This window comes from Hamadaea tsunoensis DSM 44101, from assembly GCF_000428945.1.
Taxonomy (GTDB): domain Bacteria; phylum Actinomycetota; class Actinomycetes; order Mycobacteriales; family Micromonosporaceae; genus Hamadaea; species Hamadaea tsunoensis.
The window spans coordinates 359891-373060 of the sequence record NZ_AUAX01000001.1 but is presented as its reverse complement, the minus strand read 5'-3'; the positions used below and the strand labels follow the sequence as shown (position 1 = coordinate 373060).

At 67.6% G+C, this 13170-nt stretch carries 13 protein-coding genes; 8 read left to right on the top strand and 5 right to left on the bottom strand.

The features are described from left to right. Positions 1–9: 9 nt before the first annotated feature. The gene (locus G401_RS0101685; RefSeq protein ID WP_157545187.1) at positions 10–828 is read right to left on the bottom strand and encodes a transposase family protein; all 819 of its coding nucleotides are present in this window, start codon (positions 826–828) and stop codon (positions 10–12) included. Between the two features lie 424 nt (positions 829–1252). Between G401_RS0101685 and G401_RS0101680 the strand changes: the two genes are divergently transcribed. Further along, positions 1253–1735: a hypothetical protein gene (locus G401_RS0101680; RefSeq protein ID WP_027341136.1), complete on the top strand. Its 483-nt coding sequence runs from the start codon at positions 1253–1255 to the stop codon at positions 1733–1735. Here G401_RS0101680 and G401_RS55520 read toward each other — a convergent pair. Next, on the bottom strand, positions 1726–2280 hold the full coding sequence (locus tag G401_RS55520; protein WP_157545184.1) for a hypothetical protein: 555 nt from the start codon (positions 2278–2280) through the stop codon (positions 1726–1728). The genes G401_RS0101680 and G401_RS55520 overlap by 10 nt on opposite strands. A gap of 222 nt (positions 2281–2502) precedes the next feature. Here G401_RS55520 and G401_RS0101675 point away from each other — a divergent pair, with 222 nt between their 5' ends. Together G401_RS0101675 and G401_RS42770 are read left to right on the top strand one after the other, a co-directional pair. After that, a complete protein-coding gene (locus tag G401_RS0101675; protein WP_051365999.1) occupies positions 2503–3060 on the top strand; it encodes a hypothetical protein in 558 nt (185 codons plus the stop codon). Between the two features lie 260 nt (positions 3061–3320). Beyond that, complete coding sequence (locus G401_RS42770) at positions 3321–3941, top strand: suppressor of fused domain protein (RefSeq protein ID WP_064741650.1); 621 nt, start codon at positions 3321–3323, stop codon at positions 3939–3941. Between the two features lie 167 nt (positions 3942–4108). Here G401_RS42770 and G401_RS0101665 read toward each other — a convergent pair whose 3' ends face one another. Beyond that, the gene (locus tag G401_RS0101665; RefSeq protein ID WP_027341134.1) at positions 4109–4744 is read right to left on the bottom strand and encodes a TetR/AcrR family transcriptional regulator; all 636 of its coding nucleotides are present in this window, start codon (positions 4742–4744) and stop codon (positions 4109–4111) included. A gap of 81 nt (positions 4745–4825) precedes the next feature. Here G401_RS0101665 and G401_RS42765 point away from each other — a divergent pair, with 81 nt between their 5' ends. Genes G401_RS42765 through G401_RS42760 form a run of 3 tightly spaced genes read left to right on the top strand, consistent with a single transcriptional unit; the run spans position 4826 to position 8093 of the window. Next, on the top strand, positions 4826–6265 hold the full coding sequence (locus tag G401_RS42765) for an MFS transporter (protein ID WP_211240639.1): 1440 nt from the start codon (positions 4826–4828) through the stop codon (positions 6263–6265). After that, positions 6265–6975, top strand: a complete 711-nt coding sequence (locus tag G401_RS0101655; protein WP_084556699.1) for a class I SAM-dependent methyltransferase — start codon at positions 6265–6267, stop codon at positions 6973–6975. The genes G401_RS42765 and G401_RS0101655 overlap by 1 nt, the downstream gene beginning before the upstream one ends. Continuing rightward, positions 6972–8093, top strand: a complete 1122-nt coding sequence (locus G401_RS42760) for a flavin-containing monooxygenase (protein WP_034590392.1) — start codon at positions 6972–6974, stop codon at positions 8091–8093. The genes G401_RS0101655 and G401_RS42760 overlap by 4 nt, the downstream gene beginning before the upstream one ends. Positions 8094–8246: 153 nt before the next feature. On the opposite strand, the gene G401_RS42755 is transcribed toward G401_RS42760, so the two are convergent. Continuing rightward, the gene (locus G401_RS42755; protein WP_084556737.1) at positions 8247–8954 is read right to left on the bottom strand and encodes a C39 family peptidase; all 708 of its coding nucleotides are present in this window, start codon (positions 8952–8954) and stop codon (positions 8247–8249) included. A gap of 588 nt (positions 8955–9542) precedes the next feature. After that, positions 9543–10781 carry a glycoside hydrolase family 6 protein gene (locus tag G401_RS42750; RefSeq protein WP_084556695.1) on the bottom strand — a complete coding sequence of 413 codons (1239 nt, stop codon included), beginning with the start codon at positions 10779–10781 and terminating at the stop codon, positions 9543–9545. A 277-nt stretch (positions 10782–11058) separates the two neighbouring features. Between G401_RS42750 and G401_RS0101635 the strand changes: the two genes are divergently transcribed. Then, a complete protein-coding gene (locus G401_RS0101635) occupies positions 11059–12090 on the top strand; it encodes a LacI family DNA-binding transcriptional regulator (RefSeq protein ID WP_027341132.1) in 1032 nt (343 codons plus the stop codon). A gap of 302 nt (positions 12091–12392) precedes the next feature. Further along, on the top strand, positions 12393–13160 hold the full coding sequence (bglS, locus tag G401_RS0101630) for a beta-glucanase (RefSeq protein WP_027341131.1): 768 nt from the start codon (positions 12393–12395) through the stop codon (positions 13158–13160). Positions 13161–13170: the final 10 nt, after the last annotated feature.

Genomic DNA, 13170 nt, shown 5'->3' with positions numbered 1-13170 from the left:
GATAGTTGGTCATGAGGTTCTGTAGATCTCCAGTTTCGTGACGGCGTCCAGGTACGGCGGGAACCGCTCGAGCATGCCGCTATAACCAGGGGCCAAGATCCTCCAGTTCTTCAGGTGCGCGATGACGCGTTCGACGCTGGCCCGCCGGGAGGCGATCAGCCTGTTGAACTCGCGGGCCGATGCGGTCAGGGGTTGGCGGTTCGGTTTGCGGTCAGGTACGCATAGGCCGGTGCTGGTGTATGCGGTGTCGGCGAAGCCGCCGGGGCCGCCGTCGGCGTGCAGTCGGCCAGCGAAGCGCTGCGCCAGACCGGATTCGTGCCATGCTCGGGCGTCGTGGGTAGCGCCAGGCAGCGGCCGGCTCGTCATGACCAGGCGCCCCCGCCAGGAGGTGACGATCTGCACGTTGAAGCCGCACCGATGACGCTTTCCTGAGTACATGCCCGAGGTGTAGGTGTTGACGCGGCGGTCGCCGGTCGGGGCCAGGAAGCCGTCGACGCGCACCGTGGAGCGCAGTGCCCGCTCGGCGACCTGGTCGGCATGTGGCGTCAGGACCGTGGTGATCACCGGCAGGAACCGGCCCACCAGCCGCGACACCGTAGGCTGCGAGCAGCCAAACAGCTCGGCCAGCAGCGCCTGGGAAAGATTGTGCCGCAGGTACAGCAGCACCACGACCACCGCTCGGTACGGACCGACCGCACGACGCCGCCCGGAAACGAAGCCAATCTCGGCATACACCAGCAACACCAACTCATCGACATGATCGGCTGCCAGGCCCGTCATAACCTCTACCCGCGATGGCCGGTCGGCGAGAATCTCCTCTATGGTCACAGACCAGAAGATCTACCCGCGCACAGCAGTCGCGTCCATTCGCGACGCATCATGAGTGGATCACCGCCGAGGCAGGCCGACTCCATCGACATCCATCTGTTGAATGGCTCTCTCACGTTGCACTAGCAAGATCTTCGCAGTGGGCCGACTGCGGCGGATGCCCGCGACCGTGGCGACCACACCGGCGGATTCGTGAGCATCGTCCACGATAACCAAGAGGCGGTCCGCTGTGGAACCCACCATCGCCCCGACTGCATCTTTTGCCGTTCGTTACCTGCCGCCACGGGTTGAGCAGCAAGCCTGCGGTGGCTGCTCGTCGCGGTAACGAACGTCTGAAGAGGAGGCCGATCTTGGGAATGCGCGAAATTCGATGCCTAGCATCCTGATCAATGCGATATCCCTATCGCGTACTAAGGAGATCAGGATGCGATTCGGCACGAGATTCCCGAAGTTTCGATCGATCGTCGCGGCGGCGATCGTCGGGGCCGCCGCGTTGACCGCGACTCTTGTCGCGGCCCCGGCGGCGTACGCCTCCACCAATTCGTCGTGCGGCAACTGGGCCAACTACGCGGCGGTGAGCATTCCGGCGAAGGACTCCGCCGGCAACCTGGTGGCCAACGTGCGCTGGTGGAAGGCCGGCAACCTCGGCTGTGCCCAGCTGGACGCCTACGGCAGCTACAGCGGCGTGGCCAAGTACATGCGGGTCTACATCGCCAATCACAGCAACAATTACATGGACGACCACGGCTCGTACAGGTATTACGCGGGGCCGGTCGGCGTACCGTCGAGTTCGTTCGAGCTGTGCCAGGCGAATTACTACTCCGGATTTCAGGTCATCTACGCGATGAACGGGCCGTCCGGCAATGTCGTGGTACCGACGACGTACTGGGACGTTCCCTACTGCTGATTCCGGCGATGCGGCAAGTGCCTCCGCGCTGCGCCGGTCGGAGACCTCGTGAGGTTCCCGAACGGCGCAGCGCGGAGGCACTTCCAACCCTGATGGCGGTCACTCGGCGGCAGCACCTCGATGTCCTCCGGCTGCACGAACGCCGAACGATCGAGGAAACGCACCACGTAGGAATACTCCAGTGCCGCAGAATGCAAACGAACGCAGCAATCGCGACTCCCGATGCCGCCCCGACCGTCGAGAATCGCGGCCGTACGTTCGTCCTCGACAAGCCACTCAACAAGACTGTTCAGCGTCGTATCGCGTCCGACCAAGGTCCACTCGTATGAATAGAGGCTCTCGCCACTTTCCAGATCGAAGAAGCGGTCCGGCTCATGCCAGATTCCGGGGCGCTGCCGCGGAGCCCCGGAAAGATGTTGAGACGAGACCACCGAGTCCGCTGTGTCATCGGCGCCGATGACGTGCAATTTTGGCCAGAAGCGGTGCGTCGACGATGCGCGTCGATGTTTGGCATGCTGTGGCTCGCGCCCCACGTAAATGATCAACTTGTCCCACGCTGCCGACCGTAGAGAGACGGCAGGCCCTTCTCGAGCGCTCAAAAGCCATCATCGCGGTACGCCGCCCGAGAGTTTCCCAAGTTGGATACGGGTGACCGTCCCACGAGACATTCTGAGGGGAACCGAAATCGGTAGGGGGCGGAAGAAATGTATGCACGTTCAACTACGGTTGCTGCGAATCCTTCGTCGATCGACCGTGCCATCACGCTGATGAACACCGAGCTGATGCCCGCGATGATGGAGATCGACGGCTGTATCGGACTGTCATGCCTTGCCGAGCGCGAGACCGGGCGCTGTATCGCGACGTCGGCATGGCGCTCCATGGAGACCATGCGCGCGAGCGCCAACCAGGTCACGGGGTTGCGCGAACGCTTGATCAGCACAATGCGAGCCAAGGACCCGCTGATCCAGGAGTGGGAGATCCCGCTCATGCACAGGTATCACGCGGCACCCGAAGGTGCGTGTGCGCGGCTGTCCTGGCTTCAGGGGTCGCCGGCCAACCTCGACAACGCCATCGAGTCGTTCCGGATGATAACTCCGGAGCTGGACGACCTGACCGGCTTCTGCAGCGCCAGCCTGCTGGTCAACCAGGACACTGGTCTGGCATGCGCGACGGTCGTCTACGAGGACGCCGACGCGGTCGCGCGTACCCGCCAGATGGGGACAAGCCTGCGCACCCAGGTCGCGGAGCAGGCCAATGCCAAGGTGATCGAGGTCGCGGAGTTCGAGCTGGCGATGGCCCACCTGCACGTGCCTGAGCTCGTCTGACGGCACCACGATGCAGCCCTCCCGCGTGTGTGGGAGGGCTGCATCGTGGTGCGCGGCCATGCCCCGGCCGACCTCACCGCTGACGCCGTCACAGTTGGCCCCTTGAACGGCGCGAATGCGGTTCGGGTTCTGCCGGATCCGGTCGACACTTGGTACTTGGCTGCGAAAACGCGATGTCAGTTGTCGCAGTATCCGAACCGATCACCATCCGGGTTCACTGCGGCAAGAGCCCCGCCTACGGCTCGTGGCACGATGCCGCGATGGATCATGACTTGTCACCCGCCGCCGCGGTCGTTCGTGACCACTTGGCTGCCCGCTTCCCGGCTCGTGAACTGACGGTCCTGCCAGCTACTCAGGGGCCGATCTACGAGCGAGTTCCTGGTCTTCACATGATCCGCTTGGCGCCGACACGCGAGGAGGGCGGCTGGCTATACGTAACGGCGGGCCTCTGGGATGCGACTCAGCATCATGGCCATGGTTTGGAGTTCGTCCTGCTCGCGCCGGACCATGATCCTCGGCATATCGAGACCCTGACGATGACCGCCTACTATCATGCCGCAGGCGGCAGCTTCGCCCTCGACCATGGTCACACCGTGCCGATCGGTCGACCGTGGATCAGAGGTTCGGCCTGCAGGTTCCTTGTCGTCAGCCTCCCGTACCTGTGGGGGCCAAGCTTGGAGATGTGCTCATTGCCAGAGGGCCACGCTCGGATCCTGTGGCTGTTGCCTATCACTCGGGCCGAGCGCAACTTCAAGCACAAGCACGGCCTGGAGGCTCTCGAACAGAAACTCGAGGCCGCCAGGATTGCTCCTTCCGATCCTTGTCGCAAGTCCGTGATCCCCGGCTGGTGGCAGAGAATGCGCAGAGCCACCGCAGCTTAAATGCTAGACGGCCACGTTGTTGTTCGCCGTGACCGAGCCAAGCGAGCAGGCAGCGGTTCGCCCGTCACAAGGATGGGCTTAGCACTCTGCGGCCTTGGGCCCACCTATCTGCATGCCGAATGAGCTGCGAAAATACGCAAGCCTACGACTCTTGTCGATCGATGACTCTAGCTGCATTCGGTGAGTAGTGAACGGGCGAGGGTGCTGGCGGCCCACTCCGCCCATTCCTGCTCGCTCCACCCTCGATCACGGGTGAGCAGGAGATAGATCTCTGGTGCCATGATCGCCAGTGCGACGTCGGCCGCTCGCAGGGCGTTGATTCCGCCGCGGAGACCGCCCTTGGCCGCGAGCGCGCCGGTGAACACTGCCATGACGGTGTGGCGTTGCGTGATGTTGGTCTGCCAGAGTTCGGCGATCTCCGGGTCGGTCGCTGCCGCGGAACGGACGACTTCCAGGATCGGGGCGACCCGGTCGTGGATCTCGGCGGTCTTCGCGACGAGTTGCCGGAGCATGTCGGCCGGCGGGGCGGCGAGCGCCTGAGCGGCCCACGGGCGATCGAGGGATGTGATCGGCAGGGCGTCGCCCGCGACCTCCACGTCGAGCAGTTCTTTGAGGATCGCCCGCTTGTTGTCGAAGGTGAAGTAGAGAGTCTGGACCGCGACGCCTGCTTCGGCCGCGATGGCCTGCATTTTCGTGGCGGTGTAGCCGTTCTCGACGAACAGTTGGCGGGCTGCCTTGAGCATGCGCTCGCGGGTGGCGGCTGCTTTCGCCGCGCGTGCTCCATGCTTCGGGCCGGCGGTCACGGTGACCCTCCCCACGTTGACTAGAACGCAACTCTAGCGCAATTCTCACTAGAGTCGAACTCTAGTCAAGTGGGAGGTCTCATGGCTGGCCGCATGTTGATGGGTCGTAGCGGAACTCTAGTGCTGATCACTGCCGTGGAACTCCTGGTTTTCCTGGACACCTCGGTAGTCAACATCGCCCTGCCGCAGATCGGTGCGGGACTGCACCTGCGAGAGGCCGGGCTGAGCTGGGTCACCAATGCGTACCTGCTGGCATTCGGCGGCTGCATGCTGGTCGGTGGCCGGGCTGCCGACCTGCTCGGAGCTCGCCGCATGTTCCGTGCGGGTCTGACGTTGTTCACGCTGGCCTCGGCGGCCGCCGGCCTGGCTACGACGCCATGGCTGCTGATCGCCGCCCGCGCCCTGCAAGGCATCGGCGGCGCGGTGCTGATCCCCGCACAGCTCGCCTTGCTGACGCGGGCCTTCACCGAACCGGCGGCGCGCCGCCGTGCCTTCGGGGTCTGGAGTGCCATGGGCGCGGCGGGCGCCGCGATCGGCACCGCCACCGGCGGACTGCTCACGCAGGCCCTCGGTTGGCCTTCGATCTTCTTGATCAACGTGCCGGTCGGGGTGCTCGCCCTGGCGTGGAGCAACCGGCTGCTTCCCGCGGACTTGGCACGGCCGGCGGGTGCGCGCGGACGGCTCGACCTGCCCGGCGCGGTTGCCGGCACCGCGGGCCTGCTGATGCTCGGCTACGCGGTGGCTGCGATCGCCGACCGGGATACGCGCGTGGCCGCTGTGGGCTTGCTCGTGGCCGCGCTGGTGATGCTGGCCGGCTTCGTGGTCATCGAAGCGCGCACTTCGGTCCCGCTGATGCCGTTGCGGCTGTTCGGCGTACGTCTTGTGACTGGATCGGCAGTCGTGAACGCCCTGGTCGGCGCTGCGCACGTTCCCGCGTTCGCACTGCTGGCGCTCTATCTGCAGCAAACCCAGAACTACGACCCGACGCGATCGGGGCTGGCGGTCCTGCCCGTCGCGGCGGCCGCGTTGGTCGCGTCTCGGACGTTCATTCCCGGCTTGCTGAAGATTCTGGGGGCTCGCCCGGTGCTGGCCGCTGGGCTCGCCTTCCAGGCAGCCGGACTCGGCTGGTTCGCCGCCCTGCCATCCACTGTGGACTATCTCGCGGACGTGCTGCCGCCCGCACTCTTGCTCGGCGTCGGCCTGCCGGCGGCATTCGTCGGGGTCACCGCTCCGGCGGTCACCGCGGTGGCGTCCACCGACGCCGGCGTGACGGCGGCGATCGTCAGTACCGCTCAGCGCATCGGGTCCGGCCTCGGAGTCACCGCCGTCCTCGCCCTCGCGGCCACGGTCACCGGAGCCGAGTCTGCCGTGACGAGCCCCGCCTATCTCAGTGGACTACGCGCCGGCTTCGCGGCGTGCGCCGGCCTGGCACTGCTGGGCCTTGTACTCACCCTCGTCCTGCTGCGCCCCGACCCGACCGCGACAGCGCTCGTCCCGCAACCAACGAAAGGCAGCCACTGATGACAACCATGCACGAAACCACCGGCGACGTACGCTGGCTCGCCGAGACCTGGCCGTTCGTCCGCCGGCACCTGCCGGCCGCACCGTCGCGGGTGCTGGAGATCGGCTGTGGCCCACTCGGCGGATTCATTCCCGCGCTGCGTACGGACGGTTATGCGGCGGTCGGGATCGACCCGTACGCGCCCGAAGGACCGGGCTACCGCCGCAGCCGCTTCGAGGATCATGCCCTCGACGGCCCGGTCGACGCGATCATCGCCTGCACCTCCCTGCACCACGTCGACGGCATCGAGGCCGTCGCCCGCCGGATCAGTGACAGCCTGCGCCCCGGCGGTACGTTGATCGTCATCGAATGGGCCTGGGAACGGTTCGACGATCAGACCGCCCAGTGGTGCTTCGCCCATCTGCCGGTCGGGGCGGCCCAGCCCGGATGGCTTCAGCACCACCACGACCGATGGCATGCAGCGAACGTCGGCTGGGCCGGCTATCTGCGTACCTGGGCGGCTGAGGAAGGACTGCATACCGGCCAGGCCATCACCCAGGCATTGACCTCCACCTTCCAGACGAGCCAGTTGACCTACACGCCGTACTTCTTCGCCGACCTCGATGCCGCCATGGCCGACGAGCAGGCCGCCATCGACGCCGGGGACATCCAGCCCACGGGCATCCATTACGTGGGCCACCGCGCCACGGATACCGGGGTGGCCGGGTGAACACGCCGGTAGTGATCATCGGTGCCGGCTCGGCGGGGCTCGCCGTGGCGGCCGCGCTGCAAGAGCGCAATGTGGACTGCATCGTCCTGGAACAGGGTGACCGTGTCGCCGCGTCCTGGCGGCAGCGGCACGAGGATCTGCGTCTGAACACCATCCGATGGCTGTCAGACCTGCCAGGGTTGCGCATTCCCCGGGCCGCGGGCCGCTGGGTCAGCCGCGACGACTACATCGCCTACCTGGAGCGGTACGCCGACCGGAACGCTCTCGACGTCCGATGCACGGTCAGAGTCGAGCACGTCATGCCCACAGCCGACGGCTGGCAGGTGGTCACGACGGCCGGCACCTACGATGCGGCCAACGTCATCGTGGCCACCGGCGGCGACCGCATCCCCCGGCTGCCCGGCCTGCCAGGCCTGGCCGCGTTCCGCAAGCCGGTCATGCACGTGAGTCGCCTGCGGCGGGCCGCCGACCTCGCCGGGCGCCGCGTCCTTCTGATCGGGTCCGGCAACTCCGCCGTCGAGATCGCCGGGCACCTGGTCGACCACCAGGTGGCCCAGCTGTGGATGTCCGTCCGTCGGACACCGAACATCCTGCCGCGGCAGCTGTGGGGAGTGCCGCTACACCCCGTCACCGTCGCACTTCGACATCTGCCTGAACGGCTACGAGACGGTCTGGCCCGCAGCATCTCCCGGCGCGCGTTCGGCGACCTTCGCCCGTACGGCCTGCCCGCCCCGAAAGACGGACCCTTCCGCCGGATGCGTACCAGCGGGGTGACGGCCGCCGTCGACCAAGGGTTCGTCGGCCACCTCACAGCCGGCAGGCTTCGCATCGTCGCCGACGTCGACCACCTGACCGCGAACGAAGCCGTCCTGCGGGACGGCGTTCGCGTCGAGCCCGACGTCCTCCTCGTCGCAACCGGTTACCGCTCAGGCCTCGAAGAGCTGCTCGGCCATCTCGATATTCTCGATCAGAACGGACGGCCCAGGACAGGCAAGTCCCAGCCCGCCATGGAAGGCCTGTGGTTCACCGGGTTCTGGCCGGCGATCGAGGGAACCCTGCGTCAGCACGGACCAGAGGCGCGTCGCATCGCCGCCGCGATCGCGAGGAACCCCCGTTGATCAGGCCACCCGCTGTCCCGCGCCGCGCCGTGTGGTCCAGCCTGTCTCGATGCGATCGAGCCGGCCAGCCGTTGACGACAACGAATCAGGGCCGGTCTTTGGGGGAAGACCGGCCCTGAACTATTCAAGAATCGCTACAGACGAAACGCTGCCTCAGTGGCTGTAGCCCCGGGTCGCGATCCACTGCGCCAGATCCGTCGTGTCGATCCAGTAGTGCGACTGCGACGGGTCCGCCGAGTCGGCGATGTCGACCTGGCGGCCGTTGTCGCGGTAGCCGTTGACGGCGATGTAGTGGCCGCCTTCGTAGCTGTGGGACGCGCCGGCGGCGTCGGTCGCGGTGCCGGCGACGTTGGCGACGACCGCGCGGTTGTCGTCGATGGTGGCGATGACGTCGCGCTGGAGGGCGGCGACCTGCTTGGCGGTGACCGTCGGGTTGGAGAGCTCGGTGGTGGTGTACGCCTTGCCGCCGACCACCTTGTTGAGGGCGGCGGTGATGTCGTACGCGCTGTTCGTGCCGGCCTCGGTGGTGCCCATCTGGCGGGCGAGGCTGGCCATGGTCACGTTGTGGCCGGAGGCGCTCAGCGCGTTGCGGGTGGCGGCGGGGCCGCACCAGTAGTAGTTGGGCTGGGCCTGGTACTTGACCTTGAGGACCTTGGTGCTGGGGTGGGGGACGGTGGCCTTGACCTTCGCTGTGGTCGCGGCGGCGGCCTTCGTCGTGGCCGCCGCAGCGGGCTTCGTCGCGGTCGCGGCGGCTGCCTTCGTGGACGTGGCGGCGGCGTGCGTGGCGACGGGGGCGAGGGCCTGGGTGGTCGCGGCCGAGGGTGTGGTGGCGGCGTGGGTGGTGGCCGCGCCGGCGGACATCACGAGCGCCCCGGCGCCGACCGCGGCGACTAGGCCGTAGGCCGCGGTGCGGCGGGTGGTCGACAGGTGGGCACGGACGAAGTTGGCGGCCTTGGCACGGGTGCGGGTCATGGCGTGGACGTCGTTGTCGTGTCGCATGCCGACAACGATAGGAGCTGGAATTACCCGGCTGACCTCGAAGTATCTGTCGCGGTGACTGTGGCGAAGCTGAACTCCGGATGCGAAGGGGCGGCCGGGTCGAGCCGGAGATTTCGGTCGAAGACCTCGTGAAGCTCCCTATCGTATTCCTAGTGGATATACCCGCACAAAATTAGCGGACGATCGGGCGGAAACCTCGCCGTCCGCGTCGCCATGATCATTGCGATGGGTGCGCCCGGCTACAGTGTGATCGGGGTCACATCCACAGTGGACACAGTCTTTCCGCCGTTGAGTCGCCACCCATTAGTCGATATGCGTTACGCGCCAATTACTGTGGGTAGTCGCGGATTGAATCGCCTTATTCGAAATGCGTTATGAGCCAATTACTGTGGGTGAACGAGTCTGGTGGCGGAGCCCCGGAGGGAGCCCCGCCGTTCGCGTAAGACAGCGTCAGGGCAGCAGGTGGGGGTTGAAGGTGAGGCCGGGCGAGGCGTTGCGGGCCAGCCAGTGGGCCATGTCGGGCCACCACGCGCCGGCGGCCGGGTCGACCGCGCCGTATTCGGGGTCGACCGGTCCGGCGGTACCGCGCTTGCAGCTGCCGTCGGACTCGCCGATGGTCTTGATCCAGAGGAAGGCGTCGGTCAGCGGCAGGCCGGTGTCGGCGGTCGGCCGGGCGCCGATGCCGCGCTCGGGCGCGTTGCACCAGGTCTCGGCGTCGGTGTACTTGCCGGCCGGGGCCGTCCAGGGGCCGACGCCGTTGCGGCTGGTGTCGACGATGTTGTGGGTGAGCTGGTCGGCGGGCGGGGTGCCGACGTTCTGGTCGAACCAGGCGTCGGTCCAGTGCCAGGTCGTCGCGTCCTCGTAGACGACCGCGTTGCCGGGCTGGCCGTCGTTGGGCGCGGCGGCCGAGTAGTACTGGCTGGCGCACCAGTCCGCGTGCCCGCGGGCCCAGTCCGGGCCGCTGGTCGACCACCAGATGCATTTGGCGACCCAGGAGGCGTACCGGGTGTTCTGGTCGGTACGCCAGTAGTTGGAGATGTTGACGGCGAAGCCGCGGGCCTGGTCGATACCGGCCTGCACCAGGCGCTCGGCGATCGTGCCGACAGCCTGCCAGCCGCTGTTGCCGGCGTCGAGGTAGACCGAGGTGTTCGGCTGGGCGCCGAACAGGCCGACGGCCGCCTTGAGGTCGGCGAGGCGCTGCGCGGTCAGCTCGCCGGTCGGGTCGATGTCGCCGGCGCAGTCCTTGGGCAGCAGGGCCAGGCCGTCGGGTTCGACGATGACGACCGCCTTGCCGTCCCCGATGGCGGCCGCGAACGCCGCGATCCAGGCGCGGTACTCGGCCGACGACTGGGCACCGCCGGCGGAGTAGAGGCTGCAATCACGTCCGGGAATGAAGTAGCTGACCAGGACGGGGACGGTACGCGTCAGCCGCGCGGCGGCCATGATCTTGCGTACCTGGGTGCCGATCTGCGCGGGGGTTCCGTTGTCGATCCAGATCGCCTGCGGCCACGTGGCCAGCTCGGCCATCCGCAGGGCGTCGGCGGTGTCACCCGCGCGCAGGTCGGCTACGGCCTGCTGGGCGGCGCCGGCGGCGGGATCGACGTAGAACCGGGTGCCGGCGGGGAGGGTGCGGTGGGCGGGGGCGACCGGAGCGGGGGGCGGCCGCCGCCGGTGCCGCGGCGGCCGCAACCAGGCCCACCGTTGCCAATGACGCGAGTAGCCGTCTTGGTATGCGCATCGGGTCTCCTTGAGGGCGTACTGGGAATGATTGGAAGCGCTCCCAGTTTGTAGCCTGCATCGTGGCCAATCCGCCCGACACTGTCAATGGCGAGAGCGGATGGATGCGACCGGAAGCGCTTCCACCTGCGGCGATCCGAGGGAGAGCTGCTGTCCGCGCCGGCGGTGTCACGCCTGCTCTACGATGGGTCCCGCTGATGTCCCGCGACGAAAGGCCGGTCACCGCCTCATGGACGCCGCGCCGCCCGACCGATCGCCGACCCTCGACGAGGTGGCACTGCGGGCCGGGGTGTCGCGGTCGGTGGCGTCCCGGGCGATCAACAACTCCGGCAACGTCAGCGCCCCCAAGCGGGCCGCGGTGCAGCGGGCGGTCCGGGAACTCGGCTACGTCCCCAATCCGTCCGCCCGGGCGCTGGCGACCAACCGGGTCGGCGCGGTGGTGCTCGCGGTGGCCACCGACGTGCCCGGCATCTTCGCCGACGCGTTCTTCGCGCAGGTCATCTACGGCATCAGCGTCGCGTTGGAGCGTACGGACTTCACGCTCACGCTGGTGCTGGCCGGCCGGCCCGAAGGCGCCGCCAAGCTCCAGCAGATCGTCCGTTCCCGGCGCGCCGACGGCATCATGCTCATGAACCTGCACGGCGACGATCCGCTGGCCAGGCTCGCCGAGCAGAGCGCCGTGCCGGTCGTGTTCGGCGGCCGGCCGCTGCGTACGGAGCCCCGGTGGTATGTCGACACCGACAACCGGGGTGGGGCGCGGCTCGCCACCGAGCACCTCGTCGAGGCGGGCTACCGGCGGATCGCCACCATCACCGGGCCGCTCAGCCTGGACGTCGCCGAAGCGCGCTACCGCGGCTTCCAGGACGCGATGGCGGTGGCCGGCCTGCCCGCGGGGCGGGTCGAGCACGCCGACTTCTCCGAGGCCGGCGGCGCCGCCGCGATGGCCCGGCTGCTCGAAGAACATCCCGATCTCGACGCGGTCTTCGCCGCGTCCGACAACATGGCCGCCGGCGCGCTGCGGGCGCTGCGGGCGGCCGGCCGGGCGGTCCCCGGCGAGGTCGGCGTCATCGGCTTCGACGATCTGCCGACGGCCCAGCACACCGACCCTCAGCTCACCACGGTCCGCCAGCCCGTCGAGGCGCTGGGCACGGAGATGACCCGGATGCTGCTGTCCATTCTGGATGGTTCGCGGCCCACGCCGCTGATCCTGCCGACCCGCCTGGTCGTCCGCGGGTCGACGCGGACGCTCGTGCGCCACTGAGGGCTTGGGCGTCCTCCCGGCCGGCCGCAGGTTTCCACCTGCGTGACGCCGCCGTGACCACCGCGGCCGGCCGGGAGAACGTGACACAAACTGGGAGCGCTTCCAGTTTTGGAAGCTACCTGCGTCTTGCCGACGTGTAAAGGCCGGGTTGCGGGCAGCGAGTCTTGACAGCTCATCGATGTATGTTCATCATTTCCCGTGACGCCGCCGGACCGCTGGAAATGACTGGAAGCCCTTCCAGCTCATCGCCCTCGTCCGTGGCGTACCGCTGCCCGCGGTCGCCCCAGGAAACTGGAGCAGCAATGAAACGCCTCACCCGCACCCTCGTCCTCGCCGCGGCTCTCGCCCTTGCCGCCTCCGCCGGCGCCGTCGACATCTCCACCAGCGCGTACGCGGCCATCGGCGGCAGCTTCGCGGACGGCTTCAGCTCGTTCGACACCAGCCGCTGGTACAAGTCCGACGGCTGGAGCAACGGCAGCATGTTCAACGTCGGCTGGCGGGCCGACCACGTCTGGTTCAACGGCGGTGTCATGGGCATCAACCTGGACACCGCCACGTGCCCGGGCGGCTGCTCCGGCAAGCCCTACGCCTCCGGGGAGTTCCGCACCACCGACCTGTACGCGTACGGGCGGTTCGAGACCCGGATGACGGCGGTCAAACGGGCCGGCACGGTGACGTCGTTCTTCACCTACACGGGACCGAGCGACAACCAGCCCTGGGACGAGATCGACGTCGAGATCCTCGGCAAGAACACCACCCAGATGCAGACCAACTACTTCACCAACGGCGTCGGCGGCCACGAAACGATCATCAACCTCGGGTTCGACGCCTCGGCCGGCTACCACACGTACGCCTTCGAATGGTGGAACCAGGGCACGATCAACTGGTTCGTCGACGGCCGCCTCGTGCACCAGGAGACCGGATCGCGCGGCCCGCTGCCCACCCATCCGCAGCGCATCATGGCGAACCTCTGGCCCGGCATCGGCGTCGACGGCTGGCTCGGCCCGTTCAGCTACCCCGGTACGCCGCTGACCGCCCGCTACGACTCGGTCACCTACACGAAGTACTGAGATCCTGAAG

Excerpts from the sequence above, each read along its gene's own strand:
- G401_RS0101680 (WP_027341136.1), top strand. The coding sequence starts at position 1,253 with ATGCGATTCGGCACGAGATTCCCGAAGTTTCGATCGATCGTCGCGGCG.
- G401_RS0101675 (WP_051365999.1), top strand. The coding sequence starts at position 2,503 with ATGAACACCGAGCTGATGCCCGCGATGATGGAGATCGACGGCTGTATC.
- G401_RS42770 (WP_064741650.1), top strand. The coding sequence starts at position 3,321 with ATGGATCATGACTTGTCACCCGCCGCCGCGGTCGTTCGTGACCACTTG.
- G401_RS42765 (WP_211240639.1), top strand. The coding sequence starts at position 4,826 with ATGGCTGGCCGCATGTTGATGGGTCGTAGCGGAACTCTAGTGCTGATC.
- G401_RS0101655 (WP_084556699.1), top strand. The coding sequence starts at position 6,265 with ATGACAACCATGCACGAAACCACCGGCGACGTACGCTGGCTCGCCGAG.
- G401_RS42755 (WP_084556737.1), bottom strand. The coding sequence starts at position 8,954 with ATGTCCGCCGGCGCGGCCACCACCCACGCCGCCACCACACCCTCGGCC.
- G401_RS0101635 (WP_027341132.1), top strand. The coding sequence starts at position 11,059 with ATGGACGCCGCGCCGCCCGACCGATCGCCGACCCTCGACGAGGTGGCA.
- bglS (WP_027341131.1), top strand. The coding sequence starts at position 12,393 with ATGAAACGCCTCACCCGCACCCTCGTCCTCGCCGCGGCTCTCGCCCTT.